This is a genomic window from Pseudomonas sp. GW822-FHT01E03 (assembly GCF_058802985.1).
In genome coordinates, this window is the sequence record NZ_JBXAOQ010000004.1 from 547029 (window position 1) to 563933 (window position 16905).

16 protein-coding genes, 1 tRNA gene and 1 pseudogene are annotated in these 16905 nt (G+C 60.4%); 16 read left to right on the plus strand and 2 right to left on the minus strand.

Going from position 1 to position 16905, the window contains the following annotated elements; all coding sequences use genetic code 11:
- The first annotated feature begins 135 nt into the window (after positions 1–135).
- From AC1RP7_RS11320 to pyrF, 11 genes are all read left to right on the plus strand, one after another.
- The gene (locus tag AC1RP7_RS11320) at positions 136–1161 is read left to right on the plus strand and encodes an NAD(P)H-dependent glycerol-3-phosphate dehydrogenase (RefSeq protein ID WP_150812165.1); all 1026 of its coding nucleotides are present in this window, start codon (positions 136–138) and stop codon (positions 1159–1161) included.
- Positions 1162–1192: 31 nt separating this feature from the next.
- Positions 1193–1540 carry a DUF4389 domain-containing protein gene (locus AC1RP7_RS11325; protein ID WP_057713666.1) on the plus strand — a complete coding sequence of 116 codons (348 nt, stop codon included), beginning with the start codon at positions 1193–1195 and terminating at the stop codon, positions 1538–1540.
- Complete coding sequence (gene sixA / locus AC1RP7_RS11330; protein WP_057713667.1) at positions 1537–1992, plus strand: phosphohistidine phosphatase SixA; 456 nt, start codon at positions 1537–1539, stop codon at positions 1990–1992. The genes AC1RP7_RS11325 and sixA overlap by 4 nt, the downstream gene beginning before the upstream one ends.
- A gap of 200 nt (positions 1993–2192) precedes the next feature.
- Positions 2193–3860 (plus strand): AMP-binding protein, encoded by a 1668-nt coding sequence (locus AC1RP7_RS11335; RefSeq protein ID WP_218494368.1) that lies wholly within the window; start codon positions 2193–2195, stop codon positions 3858–3860.
- A 32-nt stretch (positions 3861–3892) separates the two neighbouring features.
- The gene (locus AC1RP7_RS11340; protein WP_008003274.1) at positions 3893–4336 is read left to right on the plus strand and encodes a hotdog fold thioesterase; all 444 of its coding nucleotides are present in this window, start codon (positions 3893–3895) and stop codon (positions 4334–4336) included.
- A gap of 113 nt (positions 4337–4449) precedes the next feature.
- Positions 4450–5256 (plus strand): alpha/beta fold hydrolase, encoded by an 807-nt coding sequence (locus AC1RP7_RS11345; protein ID WP_493181131.1) that lies wholly within the window; start codon positions 4450–4452, stop codon positions 5254–5256.
- Entirely contained in the window at positions 5253–6107 is an 855-nt protein-coding gene (locus tag AC1RP7_RS11350; protein ID WP_218494369.1) for an alpha/beta hydrolase, read from the plus strand. Before AC1RP7_RS11345 ends, AC1RP7_RS11350 begins: the two co-directional genes overlap by 4 nt.
- A gap of 50 nt (positions 6108–6157) precedes the next feature.
- Positions 6158–6817 carry a glutathione S-transferase family protein gene (locus AC1RP7_RS11355; RefSeq protein ID WP_489339078.1) on the plus strand — a complete coding sequence of 220 codons (660 nt, stop codon included), beginning with the start codon at positions 6158–6160 and terminating at the stop codon, positions 6815–6817.
- An 8-nt stretch (positions 6818–6825) separates the two neighbouring features.
- The gene (locus tag AC1RP7_RS11360) at positions 6826–7632 is read left to right on the plus strand and encodes a DUF4892 domain-containing protein (protein ID WP_057713671.1); all 807 of its coding nucleotides are present in this window, start codon (positions 6826–6828) and stop codon (positions 7630–7632) included.
- Between the two features lie 69 nt (positions 7633–7701).
- Complete coding sequence (locus AC1RP7_RS11365; protein ID WP_090457260.1) at positions 7702–8757, plus strand: AI-2E family transporter; 1056 nt, start codon at positions 7702–7704, stop codon at positions 8755–8757.
- Between the two features lie 213 nt (positions 8758–8970).
- The gene (gene pyrF, locus AC1RP7_RS11370; RefSeq protein ID WP_008016546.1) at positions 8971–9669 is read left to right on the plus strand and encodes an orotidine-5'-phosphate decarboxylase; all 699 of its coding nucleotides are present in this window, start codon (positions 8971–8973) and stop codon (positions 9667–9669) included.
- 131 nt (positions 9670–9800) lie between these two features.
- Here the strand turns inward: pyrF and AC1RP7_RS11375 are convergent, their stop codons facing one another.
- Complete coding sequence (locus AC1RP7_RS11375; protein WP_090457259.1) at positions 9801–10805, minus strand: NADP-dependent oxidoreductase; 1005 nt, start codon at positions 10803–10805, stop codon at positions 9801–9803.
- 238 nt (positions 10806–11043) lie between these two features.
- On the opposite strand from AC1RP7_RS11375, the gene AC1RP7_RS11380 reads away from it, so the two are divergent.
- The 4 genes and pseudogenes from AC1RP7_RS11380 (at position 11044) to AC1RP7_RS11395 (ending at position 15465) form a co-directional block, all read left to right on the plus strand.
- On the plus strand, positions 11044–11805 hold the full coding sequence (locus tag AC1RP7_RS11380; protein ID WP_493181129.1) for an SDR family oxidoreductase: 762 nt from the start codon (positions 11044–11046) through the stop codon (positions 11803–11805).
- 201 nt (positions 11806–12006) lie between these two features.
- Positions 12007–13392, plus strand: a complete 1386-nt coding sequence (locus tag AC1RP7_RS11385; protein WP_493181128.1) for an aminotransferase-like domain-containing protein — start codon at positions 12007–12009, stop codon at positions 13390–13392.
- Between the two features lie 987 nt (positions 13393–14379).
- Positions 14380–14604 (plus strand): annotated as a pseudogene (locus tag AC1RP7_RS11390) (HAMP domain-containing protein); the annotation flags it as partial.
- Positions 14602–15465 carry a methyl-accepting chemotaxis protein gene (locus AC1RP7_RS11395; protein WP_493183981.1) on the plus strand — a complete coding sequence of 288 codons (864 nt, stop codon included), beginning with the start codon at positions 14602–14604 and terminating at the stop codon, positions 15463–15465. The pseudogene AC1RP7_RS11390 and the gene AC1RP7_RS11395, both read left to right, overlap by 3 nt.
- Before the next feature lie 222 nt (positions 15466–15687).
- Here the strand turns inward: AC1RP7_RS11395 and AC1RP7_RS11400 are convergent, their stop codons facing one another.
- Positions 15688–16446, minus strand: coding sequence for a hypothetical protein (locus AC1RP7_RS11400; RefSeq protein WP_493181126.1), 759 nt, complete (start codon positions 16444–16446; stop codon positions 15688–15690).
- A gap of 385 nt (positions 16447–16831) precedes the next feature.
- On the opposite strand from AC1RP7_RS11400, the gene AC1RP7_RS11405 reads away from it, so the two are divergent.
- A tRNA-Glu gene (locus AC1RP7_RS11405) sits at positions 16832–16904 on the plus strand.
- Position 16905 lies beyond the last annotated feature (1 nt).

Consider the following 16905-nt stretch of genomic DNA (forward strand, 5'->3'; position numbering starts at 1 on the left):
TCACGATGTCTGCATTTTCCTCGGTTTTATTGGTCTTCTTCCTACGGGTGCAGGTATTTGATGTCGGGGCTGGCCGTCGATGGACTGCCCCGTATAATGCCGACATCGCCACTGGTATGGATTAACGGATTGCATATGACTGAACAGCGCCCGATTGCGGTCCTGGGAGGCGGAAGTTTTGGAACCGCCGTGGCTAATCTGCTGGCCGAGAACGGGCATCAGGTCCTTCAGTGGATGCGTGACCCCGAACAGGCCGAGGCCATTCGGGTCAATCGCGAGAACCCGCGTTACCTCAAAGGCATCAAGATTCTGCCCGGCGTCACGCCGGTCACCGACCTGCAAGCCACCCTGGACGCCTGCGACCTGTGTTTCGTCGCATTGCCCTCCAGTGCGCTGCGCTCGGTGCTGGTGCCGCACGCCGAACGTTTGACCGGCAAAATGCTCGTGAGCCTGACCAAAGGCATCGAAGCCCACACGTTCAAGTTGATGAGCGAGATCCTCGAAGAGATCGCCCCGCAGGCGCGCATCGGCGTCCTGTCTGGACCCAACCTGGCCCGTGAAATCGCCGAGCACGCGCTGACCGCCACGGTGGTCGCCAGTGAAGACGAAGAACTCTGCCAGCAGGTTCAGGCCGCGCTGCACGGACGCACCTTTCGTGTGTACGCCAGCGCCGATCGTTTCGGCGTGGAGCTGGGCGGGGCGCTGAAAAATGTCTACGCGATCATCGCCGGCATGGCGGTGGCGCTGGGCATGGGAGAAAATACCAAGAGCATGTTGATTACCCGGGCATTGGCGGAAATGACCCGCTTCGCGGTGAACCAGGGTGCCAACCCGATGACCTTCCTGGGGCTGGCCGGCGTGGGCGATCTGATCGTGACCTGTTCGTCGCCCAAGAGCCGCAACTATCAGGTCGGCTTCGCCCTCGGCCAGGGCCTGAGCCTGGACGAGGCGGTCACGCGCCTGGGCGAAGTCGCCGAAGGGGTCAATACCCTTAAAGTGCTCAAGGCCAAGGCGCAGGAGGTTGGCGTGTACATGCCGCTGGTCGCCGGGCTGCACGCGATCCTGTTCGAGGGGCGCACGCTGGAGCAGGTCATCGGTCTGTTAATGCGTGGCGAGCCGAAAACCGACGTCGACTTTATTTCCACCAGTGGTTTCAACTAATCACGCTTGCCAGAAAAGCAGGGAGTTGCGCATGAACGATCCAAAAATAGAAGCCAAGTACGAGTCCATCCTGCTGCGGGTGCTGTGGATGATCCTCTTCGTGCTGGTGTGGCAAGTGGCGCAGTTCATCCTCGGCGCCGTCGTGCTGGTGCAGTTGATCTATCGTTTGTTCTATGGCGCCCCAAGCGCCAGCCTGATGAATTTCGGCGACAGCCTGAGCCAGTTTCTGGCGCAGATCGGTCGTTTCGGCAGCTTTCACAGCGACCAGAAGCCCTGGCCGTTCGCCGACTGGCCGACGCCGCGTACACCGGAAGGTGAGGCGCCGCATGTCGTGGCACCGGCACCGCATCCGGCCCGAGATGAGGAACCCAAGCTATGAAACTCTGGGTATTGCGTCATGGTGAAGCTGTACCACACGGCTCCCGCCCCCACGATTCGGAGCGGGAATTGACGGATAACGGTCGTAAGGAAGTATTGAAAATCGCCGCAGAGCTGATGGGTCAGCCACTGACCGGCATTTACGCCAGCCCGTACCTGCGAGCGCAGCAAACAGCGCATCTGGTGCGAGATGCATTGGGTTTCGAACCGGAAATCCGCACCGTCGAGTGGCTGACACCGGACACGGAGCCGGACAAGGTGGCCGAACAGATGGTCGCGGTAAGCAACGTTTTGCTGGTCAGTCACAACCCTCTGGTGGGGAATCTGCTGAGCTACCTGCAGCATGGTGCCGGACATCCGCCGGAAAGAGTCAGCACTGCCGGTCTGGCGGAGCTCAAGGGTGAAGAGCTGCTGGTCGGGTCAATGAAACTCGACAGCATCAAGCATCCGTAACACCGCTTTTCTGTGGGAGCGTGGCTTGCCCGCGAAGGCATCGACTCGGTCATGCCTGATAAACCGCGGAGCCTGCATCGCGGGCAAGCCACGCTCCCACAGGTACGTCATAACCCGAAAAGTTTTGTATGAAATAGTCAACCAAGCACTTGCTTGGTTGACTACGCTTGCTCCAGACCAAAATCACAGGAGCGAGTCGCATGTCTGCTGCTTTTCGTTTGCCGCTGGACGTTTTCTACGAGCGTGAAGCCCGTCATCCCCGCCAGCGCTTTCTGGTCCAGCCTGTCGGGGGCGGCCAGGTCGAGACCTTGACCTGGGCGGACGTCGGTCATCAAGCACGCTGCGCCGCCCACTGGCTGCGAGCGCGGGAACTGCCGCAGGGCAGCCATATCGCCCTGATCTCGAAAAACTGTGCGCACTGGATCGTTGCCGATCTCGCGATCTGGATGGCCGGGCATGTGTCGGTGCCGTTGTACCCAAACCTGACCGCCGAGACCGTTGCCCAGGTACTCGAACATTCGCAAGCAGCGCTGGCATTCATCGGCAAGCTCGACGACTGGCCAGGTATGTCCCGTGGTGTCAGCCCCGACCTGCCGACCATCAGCCTGCCCCTGCATCCTCCCGGCGACTTTGATTTCAGTTGGGACGACCTGCAACGCAGTTCGCCCATCCAGGACAATCCCAAGCCCGACGCCGATCAACTGGCGACCATCATTTACACGTCCGGCACCACGGGCATGCCCAAGGGTGTGATGCACAGCTTCGGCACTCTGGGGTTTGCCACCACCCGCGGCACTGCGTTGTTCGGTCTCAACGAGTCGGACCGGCTGTTGTCCTACCTGCCGCTGTGCCACGTTGCCGAGCGCATGTTCGTCGAGCTGGCATCGATCTATACCGGCCAAACGGTGTTTTTCGCCGAGAGCCTCGATACCTTCCTCACCGACCTGCGCCGTGCGCGCCCGACCGCACTGTTTGGCGTGCCGCGCATCTGGACCAAATTCCAGATGGGCGTGTACAGCAAGATCCCGGCAAAACGTCTCGACTTCCTGCTCGGCCTGCCGATCATCGGCAAACGGGTCGGGCATAAAGTCCTCGCCGGGTTGGGGCTGGATGCGTTGCGCATCGCGTTGTCCGGCGCGGCTCCGGTACCGCAGACCTTGTTGCAGTGGTACCGCAAACTGGGGCTGGACGTGCTGGAGGTCTACGGCATGACCGAGAGTTGCGGCTACTCCCACATCGGCCTGCCGGGCCAGAACAAACCGGGCTGGATCGGCAAGCCGTGTCCGGAAGTCGAAGTGCGGATCGCCGAGACGGGGGAAGTCATGGTGCGCAGTGGTGCGACCATGCTCGGGTATTACAAGGAACCGGAAAAAACCGCCGACACCATTACCGAGGACGGCTTCCTGCGTACCGGCGACAAGGGCGAGGAGGACGCCGAAGGCAATCTGCGCCTGACCGGGCGCCTGAAGGAAATCTTCAAGACCAGCAAAGGCAAGTACGTGGCCCCAGCACCGATTGAAAATCGCCTGGCCGTGCATTCGCGCATCGAACAGGTCTGCGTGGTGGGCGATGGCTTGAGTGCGCCGCTGGGTTTGTGCGTGTTGTCGGCGGTCGGCCAGCAGGATGCCGGCGGGGCCGCGCGCGCCGGTTTGCATTCGAGCCTGGAAAAACTGCTGGAAGAGGTCAATGGTGCCCTCGACAAGCACGAACAACTTCGGCGCCTGGTGGTGGTCAAGGACAGTTGGGCCGTGGAAAACGGCTTTCTTACCCCGACCCTGAAGATCAAGCGCAACGTGATCGAAGCGGCTTACGGTGAACGCTTTGAGGAATGGAGCGAGCGCAGCGAAGCGGTGCTGTGGCAGGATTGATCCACGAACAAAACCAACGAGGAAACTCTGCGATGAGCCTGTGGCGCACCACCCCGAACATCGAGCAGTTGAACGCAATCCAGAAAAACACCATCGGCGAAGTGCTGGACATCCGTTTCGAAGCTTTTGACGATGAGTCCCTGACCGCCAGCATGGTCGTCGATCACCGCACCCATCAGCCTTACGGCTTGCTGCATGGCGGTGCCTCGGTGGTGCTGGCCGAATCGGTCGGCTCGATGGCCAGCTACCTGTGCATCGATGCCAGCAAATTCTATTGCGTGGGCCTGGAAATCAACGCCAACCATTTGCGCGGCCTGCGCAGCGGACGGGTGACGGCGGTGGCCAAGCCGATCCACATCGGCCGCACGACCCATGTCTGGGACATTCGGTTGACCAGCGATGAGGGCAAGGCCAGTTGTGTGTCGCGACTGACCATGGCTGTGGTGCCCTTGGGTGAGAATCCGCCGGCGCGTTGAACCAAAACCATAGCTTTGACCGGACTGTCATCATTCCTGTCAGTTACGGTCATTGCTGTAGGACGCGGTCTTGCGGACAATCTACACCTGTTCTCGCTCATGGATTTGCAGGTATGTCGCAACAGATCTTTTTCGCCCACGCCAATGGTTTTCCTTCGGGGACCTACGGCAAGTTGTTTGCGGCGCTGGCACCCGAGTTTCAGGTGACGCATCTGGAGCAGCACGCCCACGACCCGCGTTTCCCGGCGGACGACAATTGGTACAACCTGGTGGATGAGCTGATCCATCACCTGCAACAACAGGCCGAACCCGTGTGGGGCGTCGGTCACTCCTTCGGTGGCGTGTTGCACCTGCATGCGGCCTTGCGTTGCCCCGAGTTGTATCGCGGCGTGGTGATGCTCGACTCGCCAGTGCTGACCCGGACCGATCAATGGGTCATACGGGCGGCCAAACGCTTTGGTTTCATCGACCGCTTGACCCCGGCCGGGCGTACCCTGGGCCGCCGTGAAGAATTCGCCGACCTGGAAAGCGCCCGGAAGTATTTCGCTGGAAAAACCCTGTTTCGTGGCTTCGACCCGGAATGTTTCGATGCCTACCTGCAACACGGCTTGCATCAGGTCGGCGACAAGTTGCGCCTGCGGTTCGACCCGGCCACGGAAATCAGTATCTATCGCGGTGTACCGCACACCAGCCCGGGCAGCACCCGGCAGTTGCAAGTGCCGCTGGCGGTGGTACGCGGGCACAACAGCCGCGTGGTGATGCGCCATCAAGCCAGTTCGGTCGACCGCCTGCCGTTGGGCGAGTCGTTGACCATGCCTGGCGGCCACATGTTTCCGCTCGAACGTCCCCTTGATACCGCTGACATGCTCAAAGGCCTGTTCTACCGTTGGGACGGCCGTCGACAACAGGATTGCGCATGAACCACGTCGTCGAAGAGGTCCGCCTGAGCCTGCCGCACATCGAACTGGCGGCGCACCTGTTCGGTCCTGAAGACGGTTTGCCGGTGATTGCCCTGCATGGCTGGCTGGACAACGCCAACAGCTTTGCCCGCCTGGCACCCAAACTCAAAGGCCTGCGCATCATCGCCCTGGACATGGCCGGTCACGGTCATTCCGGGCATCGCCCGCCGGGAGCCGGCTACGCCATGTGGGACTATGCCCACGACGTGCTGCAAGTCGCCGAACAGCTTGGGCTGAAGAAGTTTGCGTTGATGGGGCATTCGATGGGCGCCATTGCTTCGTTGATCATCGCCGGGTCGATGCCCGAGCGGGTCACCCACCTGGCGTTGATCGACGGCATCATTCCTCCTACAGACAAAGGTGAAAACGCTGCCGAGCGCATGGGCATGGCCCTGCAGGCGCAACTGGATCTGCGGGAAAAGCGCAAACCGGTCTACGACACCCTCGACCGAGCCATCGAAGCGCGCATGAAAGGCCTGGTGGCGGTCAGCCGCGAGGCCGCAGAACTGCTGGCGCAGCGTGGCCTGATGCCGGTGCCGGGCGGTTACACCTGGCGCACCGACAATCGCCTCACACTGCCATCGCCGCTGCGTCTTACCACCGAACAGGCCATGGCCTTCGTCCAGCGGGTCAAGTGTCCTGCAACACTGGTGGTTGCCGCCGACGGCATGCTCGCCAAACACCCAGAGTTGCTGGAGCGTCTACCCTTTAGCCGGGAACAGCTGCCAGGCGGCCACCATTTGCACCTCAATGATGAGTCTGGTGCCGATCTTGTCGCAGACTGTTTCAATCGGTTTTTCGCCATTCCTTGACTTGCGCCGGGCAACTGTCGAGGCTTGGCGGGTTGAAAAGGGAGACAACCATGATAGATCTCTACACCGCTGCGACCCCGAATGGCCACAAGGTCTCTATCGTGCTCGAGGAACTCGGCCTGCCCTACACGGTGCATGCCTTGAGTTTCGACAAAAAGGAGCAGAAGTCCGCGGACTTCCTCAAGATCAACCCCAATGGCCGGATTCCGGCGATTGTCGACCGCGCCAATGGCGATTTCGCCGTGTTCGAGTCAGGCGCCATCCTGATTTACCTCGCTGAACAGACCGGCAAACTGATGCCATCGGACCCGAAGGGGCGTTCGCTGGTATTGCAGTGGCTGATGTTCCAGATGGGGGGCATCGGCCCGATGCAGGGCCAGGCCAACGTGTTCTTCCGCTACTTTCCGGAAAAACTCCAGGGCGCCATCGACCGGTATCAGCATGAAACCCGTCGCCTCTACGAAGTGCTCGACACGCGGTTGCAAGGCGTGGAGTTCCTCGCCGATCAGTACAGCATTGCCGACATTGCCACCTTTCCCTGGGTGCGCGGCTACGAGTGGTCGGGCGTCTCGGTGGAAGGCTTGACGGCGTTGCAACGCTGGATGGCAACCATGGAGGACCGGCCGGCGGTGCAGCGTGGCCTGCAAGTACCGAAACGCGCCGATGAAGCCAGTATTATCAAGGGCGCCCAGGCCATGCTGATCCGATGAGTCTATCCATGCGTTCATTCAGTTTGCTGGTGCTGTGCAGTTTCAGTCCCTTGTTATTCGCCGCCGATGTTCCGGGCAGTCAGGACCTGCCGATAGTGCCGCGCATGGTCGACGCCCAGATTGTCGACTATCGCCCCGCCGCCGAACTGGAGCGGATCTACCCGTTGGGCTCGATCCGTAAAATCAGTGGCCAGTTACGATTCGACGGCCAGGTCAGTGCCCGCGGCAACGTCACTTCGGTGACCTACGAATTACCCTCGGAGCATTCATCCATCGAGGCGTTCACCGCTGCCCGCGAGGCTTTGCAACAGCAGGACGCCGGGTTGCTCTTCTGGTGCCAGGCGCGCGATTGCGGTGAAAGCAGCCTCTGGGCCAACCAGGTCTTTGGCAACGCCAAGCTGTATGGCGCCGACGATCAGCAAGCCTATTTGTTGCTGCGACTTGCTGCTCCAAGGGACAACACGCTCGTTGCGCTGTACAGCATCACCCGCGGTAATCGCAAAGCCTACCTGCATGTCGAACAGTTCGAGGCTTCGACACCGCTGGGCGAGTTGTTACCGACCTCCGCGACCTTGCTGCGTGAACTCAAGAGCACCGGCGAACTTGATTTTGCCACGTTGAACAGCGCACCTGACGAGACCTGGCTCCGCTTGATTTCTCGCGGACTGAATCTGGACACCACCTTGCGGGTCAGCATTTCCGGAGCGAACGCCGAAGCCTGGCGTCAGGCCCTGATTGCCCAGGGCGTGCGTGCCGCGCGGCTGGAAACCGGTAGTGCCGAAGGCTCTGGCCTGCACATCGAGCTATTGCGCTAGGCTGTACCGGGCGAGCGCGTACGTCGCGTTCGCCTACTCTTTTGCTGACTGACTTTTTCGAGACTTTTGATGATCAATAACGATCGCCTGTTGGTGCAGATCCTGCTCGTGGCGTTGTTCGGCGCGAGCTTCTGGGTGATGGCGCCGTTCTGGTCGGCGATGTTCTGGGGCGCGGTCCTGGCGTTTGCCAGTTGGCCGCTGATGCGCTTGCTGACCCGTTGGCTCAATGGCCGCGAGTCGCTGGCGGCGGCATTGCTGACGCTGGGCTGGATGGTGTTGGTAGCGGCACCCTTGGTGTGGCTGGGTTTCAACCTTGCCGATCATGTGCGCGATGCCACGGCATTCATCAAGGATGCACAGGTTGAGGGGCTTCCCGAAGCGCCGCTGTGGCTGGGTTCGATTCCCCTGGTGGGCGGGCGGCTGGTGGGGATCTGGAACAGCATCGATGAGCAGGGCGCGGCGATGATGGTGTCGCTCAAGCCTTATCTGGGGCAGGTGGGTAACTGGTTGCTGGCGCGCAGTGCGCAGATCGGCGGCGGTATTCTCGAACTGACCTTGAGCGTCGTCTTCGTGTTCTTTTTCTATCGTGACGGGCCGCGCCTGGCGGCATTTGTACACACACTGCTGGAGCGGCTGATCGGTCAACGGGCCGGCTACTACATTGAGCTGGTGGCGGGCACGGTACAGCGGGTGGTGAACGGCGTGATCGGCACTGCGGCGGCCCAGGCGATCCTGGCGCTGATCGGGTTCCTGATTGCCGGCGTACCGGGTGCGCTGGTGCTTGGCATCGTGACGTTCATGCTCAGCCTGATCCCGATGGGCCCGCCGCTGGTGTGGATTCCGGCAACCGCGTGGCTGGTCTGGAAAGGCGAGTACGGGATGGCCATATTCCTCGGGATCTGGGGCACATTCATCATCAGCGGTGTCGACAACGTGCTCAAACCGTACCTGATCAGCCGTGGCGGCAACCTGCCGCTGGTCATTGTGCTGCTTGGGGTGTTTGGCGGGTTGATTGCCTTTGGCTTTATCGGCCTGTTCATCGGCCCGACATTGCTGGCGGTGGCCTACAGCCTGTTGATCGACTGGAGCACGACCCAGGCACGGGGTGAAGATCGCCGGCCCTGAGGCGGGAAGCGCTGTTGCAGGGACCTGTTGCGGTTGCCGAGGGTAGCGGGCCTGGGTGTTGCGGGCGTGTCGTGTGTGTATCGAACTCGACACAATGGCCTCAAGGGCTAGTCTTGCCTGAGCCGTCGCGACGATTTACCGATCATCGGGTCCCGCAGCGGCGCTGGTTCCGCTACAATGCGCGCCGATTTCGACTTGCCTGAGAGCCCACTCATGTCCGCCTGCCAGACTCCCATCATCGTCGCCCTGGATTTCCCTACCCGTGACGCCGCACTGAAGCTGGCCGATCAGTTGGACCCGAAGCTGTGCCGGGTCAAAGTCGGCAAGGAACTGTTCACCAGCTGCGCCTCGGAAATCGTCGGCACCCTGCGCGACAAGGGTTTCGAAGTGTTCCTGGACCTCAAGTTCCACGACATCCCGAACACCACCGCGATGGCTGTCAAGGCAGCGGCGGAAATGGGCGTGTGGATGGTTAACGTGCATTGCTCCGGCGGCCTGCGCATGATGGCGGCGTGCCGTGAAGTGCTGGATCAGCGCACCGGTCCTAAACCACTGCTGATCGGCGTGACCGTCTTGACCAGCATGGAGCGTGAAGACCTGGCGGGCATCGGCCTGGACATCGAGCCCCAGGAGCAGGTGCTGCGCCTGGCCGCCCTGGCGGAAAAAGCCGGGATGGACGGCCTGGTGTGCTCGGCCCTCGAAGCCCAGGCACTGAAAGCGGCGCACCCGTCGCTGCAACTGGTGACCCCGGGGATTCGTCCGGCGGGCAGCGCCCAGGACGATCAGCGCCGCATTCTGACGCCACGTCAGGCGCTGGATGCCGGTTCCGACTATCTGGTAATCGGCCGTCCGATCAGCCAGGCGGCGGATCCAGCGAAGGCACTGGCTTCGGTTGTGGCTGAACTGGCCTAAACACCGCTAAACCTGTGGGAGCGAGCTTGCTCGCGATGGGGGAGGATCAGTGACATCAATGTTGCCTGACACTCCGCTATCGCGAGCAAGCTCGCTCCCACATTGGTTTTGTGATCACTTCAAATCTTGAATCAAACCTTCAGCACCAACTTCCCGAAGTTCTCCCCGCTGAACAATTTCATCAGCGTCTCCGGGAAAGTCTCCAGTCCTTCGACAATATCTTCCTTGCTCTTGAGCTGCCCCTTGGCCATCCAGCCGGCCATTTCCTGGGCGGCGCTGGCGTATTGGGCGGCGTAGTCCATCACCACAAAACCTTCCATGCGCGCGCGGTTGACCAGCAGTGACAGGTAATTGGCCGGTCCCTTGACCGCTTCCTTGTTGTTGTACTGGCTGATGGCACCGCAAATCACCACCCGCGCCTTCATGTTCAGGCGGCTCAACACCGCGTCGAGAATGTCGCCACCCACGTTATCGAAATACACGTCGACGCCCTTCGGGCACTCGCGCTTGAGGCCGGCGAGGACGTCTTCGCTCTTGTAGTCGATAGCGCCATCGAAACCCAGTTCATCGATCAGGAACTTGCACTTGTCGGCGCCACCGGCGATGCCAACCACCCGGCACCCTTTGATCTTGGCGATCTGCCCGGCAATGCTGCCCACGGCGCCCGCCGCGCCCGACAGCACCACGGTGTCACCGGCCTTCGGAGCGCCGACGTCGAGCAGGGCGAAGTACGCCGTCATTCCGGTCATGCCCAGCGCGGACAAGTAACGTGGCAGCGGCGCCAGTTTCGGATCGACCTTGTAGAAGCCTCGCGGTTCGCCGAGGAAGAAGTCCTGCACACCCAGGGCGCCGTTGACGTAATCCCCGACCGCGAACCCCGGGTTGTTCGACGCAATGACTTTGCCCACACCCAAGGCGCGCATGACTTCGCCGAGCCCGACCGGCGGGATGTAGGACTTGCCCTCGTTCATCCATCCACGCATGGCCGGATCCAGGGACAGGTATTGGTTTTCGACCAGTATCTGACCCGCCGCCGGCTCGCCGACCGGTACTTCCTGGTAGGTGAATGTCTCGCGGGTCGCCGCGCCAACCGGACGTTTGGCGAGCAGGAATTGGCGATTGGTCTGGGAGGTCATGGCAAGCACTCAAGTTGAATGAAGCTTTGTTGATAGCCGGTCAGCGACGATGCTGCAAGTTCGGCTGATGCGGCGAATGCAGGTGGATCCAGTGCAGTGATAGTTGGTACGGCAGTTCCATCACTGCAACTCATGGGCGCCCAACCGGAGCCTTGATAGTGCTGCCGTGTTCAAGACCTCCATGGCTAGACTGGTCCTACGCGATTCCCCGCATTCTTCTTTTCGAGGACATAACAAAATGAGCATGACGTTTTCTGGCCAGGTGGTCGTGGTGACAGGCGGGGCGGCCGGTATTGGCCGCGCGACCGCCCAGGCATTTGCCGCCGAGGGCCTGAGGGTAGTAGTGGCCGATATGGACGTGGCAGGCGGCGAGGGCACGGTGGCGCTGATTCGTACCGCCGGTGGCGAAGCGACCTTCGTGCGCTGCAACGTTACCCTGGAAAACGATGTAAAAAATCTGATGGGGGAGGTGATCAATACTTACGGTCGCCTCGACTATGCCTTCAACAATGCCGGCATCGAAATCGAGAAGGGCAAGTTGGCCGAAGGTACGCTCGACGAGTTCGACGCGATCATGGGCGTCAACGTCAAAGGTGTCTGGCTGTGCATGAAATACCAGTTGCCGTTGCTGCTGGCGCAAGGGGGCGGTGCGATCGTCAATACGGCATCGGTGGCCGGCCTTGGGGCGGCGCCGAAAATGAGCATCTACGCAGCCTCTAAACATGCGGTGATCGGTCTGACCAAGTCGGCGGCCATCGAATATGCCAAGAAGAAAATCCGGGTCAACGCCGTGTGTCCGGCGGTGATCGACACGGATATGTTCCGCCGCGCTTATGAAGCCGACCCGAAAAAAGGCGAGTTCGCCAACGCCATGCATCCGGTCGGTCGCATCGGCAAGGTCGAAGAGATCGCCAGCGCGGTGCTGTACCTGTGCAGCGATGGCGCGGCATTCACCACGGGGCACTCATTGGCCGTGGACGGTGGCGTTACCGCGTTTTAACTCGACATACCAATACCAGACACACTGCGAACCTGTGGGAGCAAGCAAGCTCGCTCCCACAGGTTTTTTGGTTCCGCTGAAGGGCCAGGCAATGTGTATCAAATGATTAGATCGAATGGTTTTGGCGGCGTTGTCGCACAAGTCTTCGAGCACGCCTGTGATTAACTGCTAATCGCAAAATCAACAGGGGTTTGCTTGCTCATGGAATTGAGAATCGACCGACAGGCGCTGGTGCCCGTCGTACAGCAAATTGTTGACGCACTGACCTGCTGGCTTCATTCCAGCGGGGTATCGCCCGGTACGCGCCTGCCTTCGGTGCGACAGATCGCGCGGATCAATTTGCTCAGTCAGTTAAGCGTCGCTCAGGCTTGTGAACGCCTGGTGACACAGGGAATGCTGGTGTCAGGTCATGGAGCCGGTTATGCGGTTGCCGATCCGGCATTGGCCACAGGCACAAAGCACGAGCCGGTGTGGTTCGAGGGGGCGGAGCCCGATCACGGGACTTTTTCGAGTGAGTTGAGGCTTGGCTGTGGCGGACTGCCTGAAAGCTGGCGCGAGACAGACGATCTGACTTACGCGATTCGGCAAGTCAGTCGTACCGACACGGCCAGCCTGTTCAACTACAGCACGCCGTTGGGTTTGCCAGCCTTGCGACAACAGATCCTCAAGCACCTCAGGCAGCTGGATATCCGGGCAAAGGACAACCGGATCATGACCACGGCGGGTGCCAGTCAGGGGCTCGACCTGATTGTGCGGACGCTGTTCAAGGCCGGTGACTGTGTGGTCGTGGAGAGTCCCGGTTATCCGGTGCTGTTCGATCTGCTCAGGCTGCACGGCATCCACATGGTCGAGATACCGCGAACACCGCGCGGGCCGGACGTGGAGGTGCTCGAGTCGGTGCTGGTCAATCACCGGCCCCAAGGGCTGTTCATCAATAGCTTCTATCACAACCCGACCGGCAGCAGCCTTGCACCGGTGGTGGCGCGCCGCGTGCTGCAACTGGCCAGGACCTTCGGCGTGCAGGTGATCGAAGACGACGTTTATGCGGATTTGCACAGCGGTTCCGGTATGCGACTGGCTGCGCTGGACGACGATGTGATCTACGTGGGCAGCTTTTCCAAGACCCTCAGCAGTTCCTTGCGGGTCGGTTTCGTGGTGGCCGATGCCGAAGTCATTACACGTCTGGCCGAGGTCAAGATGATCAGTGGCATGGGCGCCTCGCGATTTTGCGAATCGGTGCTGGCGTGCCTGTTGGCTAACGGTGCCTACCGCAAACTGGTACAGCGTCAGCGCCAACGCTTGAGCAGCGACCGGCTGGTGGTGCTGCAATTGCTCGAAGATGCCGAATGGGAAGTTTTCGGCAAGCCGGCGGGAGGCTTGTTCATCTGGGCGCGATCACGAATGTCCGACTACGATCAGCTGCGAACCCAGGCACGGCGCCTGGGTGTACTGCTGTCATCGAAGACCGCCTTCAACCCCTCGGGTGAGGCCAGTGACTGGCAGCGTATCAACGTGACATATGCCTGCGATCCGCGTGCCCGGGCGTTCTTTCAGGCCACTGCCCGGGATCGACCTCAAGCGTTCTGAAAACGACGTTGACGTAGCTTTTTGCCATTATTCCGGAGCCAGAGCCTTGTGTTGCCACTGGCCCGTTGCGAATCTGCGTCTACAGACTTTGGCAGGGGACTAAGTGCAATGAAATCGGCCGTGCAAGGACGTTTTGCCAACCTCGGTATGGCGAAAAAACTGGGTGTCGGGTTTGTCCTGGTGCTGTTGTTGACTGCGCTGGTGGCGGGCATTGGCGTTTGGTCCCTGCAAACCATCAGCCAGCGCTTCGATGGGCTCAAGCAAATGTCATCGCTCAACAGCGGTTTGCTCAAGGTGCGGCTACTGGAGCAGGAGTACGCCTTGCACGGCAATCCGAAAACCGTCGATGCCCTGCACGAGGGCGTCGATGGCTTGATCGCCCTGGCCGGCCAGCTCAAGGCCGCGTCTGCGGCCAACGTGCCGGTGATGAATGATGTCGAACAGTCCCTGGGAGCCTATCGCAAGGCCTTCGACGAGTTTGTCTCGCTCAGCCAGGCCAAGGACCTGGCGCTGGAAATGGCCAGTTGGTCGGTGTCCAGCGTGGCCAATAACCTTGATGTATTGCAATCCGGGCTCACCGATGACGGCACCTATACGCTGAAAGACTCCGAAGGCAAGGACGGTGCGCAATTCATCGAGCAGGCCAGCCAGGTCAGCCAGGTTTCACGCTTGATGCTGCAAGCCATGAATGAAGCGCGCGTGCGTCTGGATCAAAGCCGCAAAGGCGACGACAGCGCCGGGCAGGGCAAGATCGAACAGGCCAGCCAGGCATTGACCCAGGCCGAGCAGCTCAAGACTACGGTCAAGGACGAGGGTTACCAGACCGTTCTCAATGAGGTGATGGGTCATATCGTCAGTTTCAGTGACAAGCTCGCCGAGTACACCGGCCTGCTGGAACAGGAAAAAACCGTCTATCAACAATTGCACCAGCGCGCAGCCCAAGTGGTCGAGCGGGTGGATCAGGCGTATGTCGCGCAAGACCTGGCGATGCAGGCTGAACTGAAAAAGAACTCGCTGCTGATCATTGGCTCTTCCGCCCTGGCCTTGCTGGTTGGGTTGGTTGCCGCGTGGATCATCACCCGGTTGATCGTGGCACCGCTGCGCCGTGTGATTCAGGTGGCGCAGCAGATTGCCTCAGGGGATTTGAGTGCGACCATTGACGTGACCCGCCGTGACGAAATCGGCCAGTTGATGCAGGCAATGCAACAAATGGGCGCGGGGCTCAGCCATATAGTCAGCGGCTTGCAATCGGGTATCGAGCAGTTGGCGACTTCCGCCCAGTCGTTGTCGGCGGTGACTGAACAGACCAATCTCGAAGTCAGCACGCAGAAGGAGGAAACCGAACAGGTCGCCACCGCAATGAATCAGATGACGGCCACGGTGCATGACGTCGCGCGTAATGCAGAGGAAGCTGCGCTGGCCGCGCAAACCGCTGACGGCAAGGTTGAAAGTGGTCAGCAGGTGGTGCGCCAGAGCATGGCGCGGATCGAGCAGTTGGCGGACTCGGCCACCTCGGCCAGTTCGAGCATCGAAAGCCTCAGTGCGGAAATCCAGAACATCGGCACTGTCTTGAGTGTGATCAAAAGCGTGGCGGAGCAAACCAATCTGCTGGCGTTGAACGCGGCGATCGAGGCGGCCCGGGCCGGCGAGCAGGGCAGGGGCTTTGCAGTGGTGGCCGATGAAGTGCGTGCGCTGGCCAAGCGAACCCAGCAATCGACCGAGGAAATCGAACGCCTGGTCAGCGCCTTGCGCTCGGCGGCGCAGTCGTCGGTGCAGCAGATCCAGAGCAGTGGCGAGTTGGTGAAGCTGGCGGTCAGCGATGCCTTGCAGACCGAGAGTGAGCTGGGAAGCATTGCGGCGGCGGTGTCGTTGATCCAGCAGATGAACCAACAGATTGCCGCGGCTGCCGAGGAACAGAGCTCGGTGGCCGAGGAGATCAACCGCAGTGTCACCAGTATTCGCGCCAGTGCCGATCAGTCATCGCTGGCGATGCAGGGCAATGCAGCGTCCAGTATTCAGCTGGCGCAACTGGGGGTTGAACTGAAGGGGATGGTGGGGCATTTCAGGCTTTGAAATGATCATCGGCCAGGCTAAAAAAGCCACCTCTCGGTTAATGCTCATCAGTTAACACACTAAACCTGTGGGAGCGAGCTTGCTCGCGATGGCGGACTGTCAGGCACTCCTTGTGTGACTGTCCAACCGTCATCGCGAGCAAGCTCGCTCCCACAGGGTGGCGGTGTTCAAACCGTTGACTGATCGGAATTAACCTCTAGGTGGCTTTTCCATTTTCGCTGATCAGTCGTAGATCGCTTTCTTCTTCCAGTCTGCGTCAACCTCGACGTCCTTGAGGCCTTCGGTCAACTGGTTGACCTCGCCTTCGACCGGCGCGATGCGATCCATGACCTGGTCGTTGGCCCTGGCCAGGAGTTTTTCCAGGTATTCCAGTTGCTCGGCATAGACCTGTGGTTCCTGCTGTTTGCGCAGGTATTGCACGCCACGTTCGAATGCCAGGCGGGCCTGCCCGGGCTGGTTCTGTTGCAGGGAGTGCTGGCCGAGGTTGTTGAAGAACTCGATGTGCAGCAGCACCAGGATGTGGCGCACTTCACGAATCCAGCGCTTGGCTTCGTTGGGGGGCAGGAAGCCGTCCTGTGCCGCGCGGGTAACCTGGCCGTGCAGGGCTTCGAGCAGGAAGCGTACATCCTTGGCCTTGGCTTCAGTCTGGATCGGTGCCGGCGGATTGTTGACCGGGATGGATTCACCCAGGCCGACAAGGGCCTCCAGTTCGGCGATCCGTGCCTTGAGGTTGGCGCTGGATTTTTCCAGGTTAAGCAGGCGCTGGCAGACGTTCAGTTCCAGGCGGGCCAACAGCAGCTTGAGGGCCGGGGTCATCAGCTGGCCGGGGAACGTCTCGGTGATTTCGCCGCAGCGTCGCAGGCGATCGTTGAGCTCAATCTTGGTACGGGCCTTTTCCAGCTTGTTGTTTTCCACCACATGGTTCATGTAGCCAATGGCGATCAACAGCGCGATCCCGGCTACGACTAGCAGGGTGATCATGAGTGGCGTCACCGGTAAGACCTCTTTATAGGTTACGCATGCGGGTTGAGTGGCTTGGCATTTGAGCCCCCAGTCCCGCACGACGGGTTGGATCGGACATGCTTGTTCTTGTATCGGCCGGAGCCCCGCTTCTTTGAATGATGGCACTCGATACTCAGATTGCCATCATCGGGTGGACTATAACGTCTTGGCGGGTGCCAGAATATAGGCGTCAAACGCCGGGCAGCGGAAAAACCGCAATGGCTCCCAAAAGCAGGGCGAAGTCATTGATTTAAATAAATTTATATCAGGGGGTTGACGACCTCTCAATCCATCCATAGAATGCGCGCCACTTGCAGCGTAAAGCACACAGCGAAACGAAGCAGGGAGTGAATGTTGTACGTGTGTCCCCTTCGTCTAGTGGCCTAGGACACCGCCCTTTCACGGCGGTAACAGGGGTTCGAGTCCCCTAGGGGACGC

Coding starts and splice junctions, on each gene's coding strand:
- AC1RP7_RS11320 (WP_150812165.1), top strand. CDS start 136: ATGACTGAACAGCGCCCGATTGCGGTCCTGGGAGGCGGAAGTTTTGGA.
- AC1RP7_RS11325 (WP_057713666.1), top strand. CDS start 1,193: ATGAACGATCCAAAAATAGAAGCCAAGTACGAGTCCATCCTGCTGCGG.
- sixA (WP_057713667.1), top strand. CDS start 1,537: ATGAAACTCTGGGTATTGCGTCATGGTGAAGCTGTACCACACGGCTCC.
- AC1RP7_RS11335 (WP_218494368.1), top strand. CDS start 2,193: ATGTCTGCTGCTTTTCGTTTGCCGCTGGACGTTTTCTACGAGCGTGAA.
- AC1RP7_RS11340 (WP_008003274.1), top strand. CDS start 3,893: ATGAGCCTGTGGCGCACCACCCCGAACATCGAGCAGTTGAACGCAATC.
- AC1RP7_RS11345 (WP_493181131.1), top strand. CDS start 4,450: ATGTCGCAACAGATCTTTTTCGCCCACGCCAATGGTTTTCCTTCGGGG.
- AC1RP7_RS11350 (WP_218494369.1), top strand. CDS start 5,253: ATGAACCACGTCGTCGAAGAGGTCCGCCTGAGCCTGCCGCACATCGAA.
- AC1RP7_RS11355 (WP_489339078.1), top strand. CDS start 6,158: ATGATAGATCTCTACACCGCTGCGACCCCGAATGGCCACAAGGTCTCT.
- AC1RP7_RS11360 (WP_057713671.1), top strand. CDS start 6,826: ATGCGTTCATTCAGTTTGCTGGTGCTGTGCAGTTTCAGTCCCTTGTTA.
- AC1RP7_RS11365 (WP_090457260.1), top strand. CDS start 7,702: ATGATCAATAACGATCGCCTGTTGGTGCAGATCCTGCTCGTGGCGTTG.
- pyrF (WP_008016546.1), top strand. CDS start 8,971: ATGTCCGCCTGCCAGACTCCCATCATCGTCGCCCTGGATTTCCCTACC.
- AC1RP7_RS11375 (WP_090457259.1), bottom strand. CDS start 10,805: ATGACCTCCCAGACCAATCGCCAATTCCTGCTCGCCAAACGTCCGGTT.
- AC1RP7_RS11380 (WP_493181129.1), top strand. CDS start 11,044: ATGAGCATGACGTTTTCTGGCCAGGTGGTCGTGGTGACAGGCGGGGCG.
- AC1RP7_RS11385 (WP_493181128.1), top strand. CDS start 12,007: ATGGAATTGAGAATCGACCGACAGGCGCTGGTGCCCGTCGTACAGCAA.
- AC1RP7_RS11395 (WP_493183981.1), top strand. CDS start 14,602: ATGGGCGCGGGGCTCAGCCATATAGTCAGCGGCTTGCAATCGGGTATC.
- AC1RP7_RS11400 (WP_493181126.1), bottom strand. CDS start 16,446: ATGATCACCCTGCTAGTCGTAGCCGGGATCGCGCTGTTGATCGCCATT.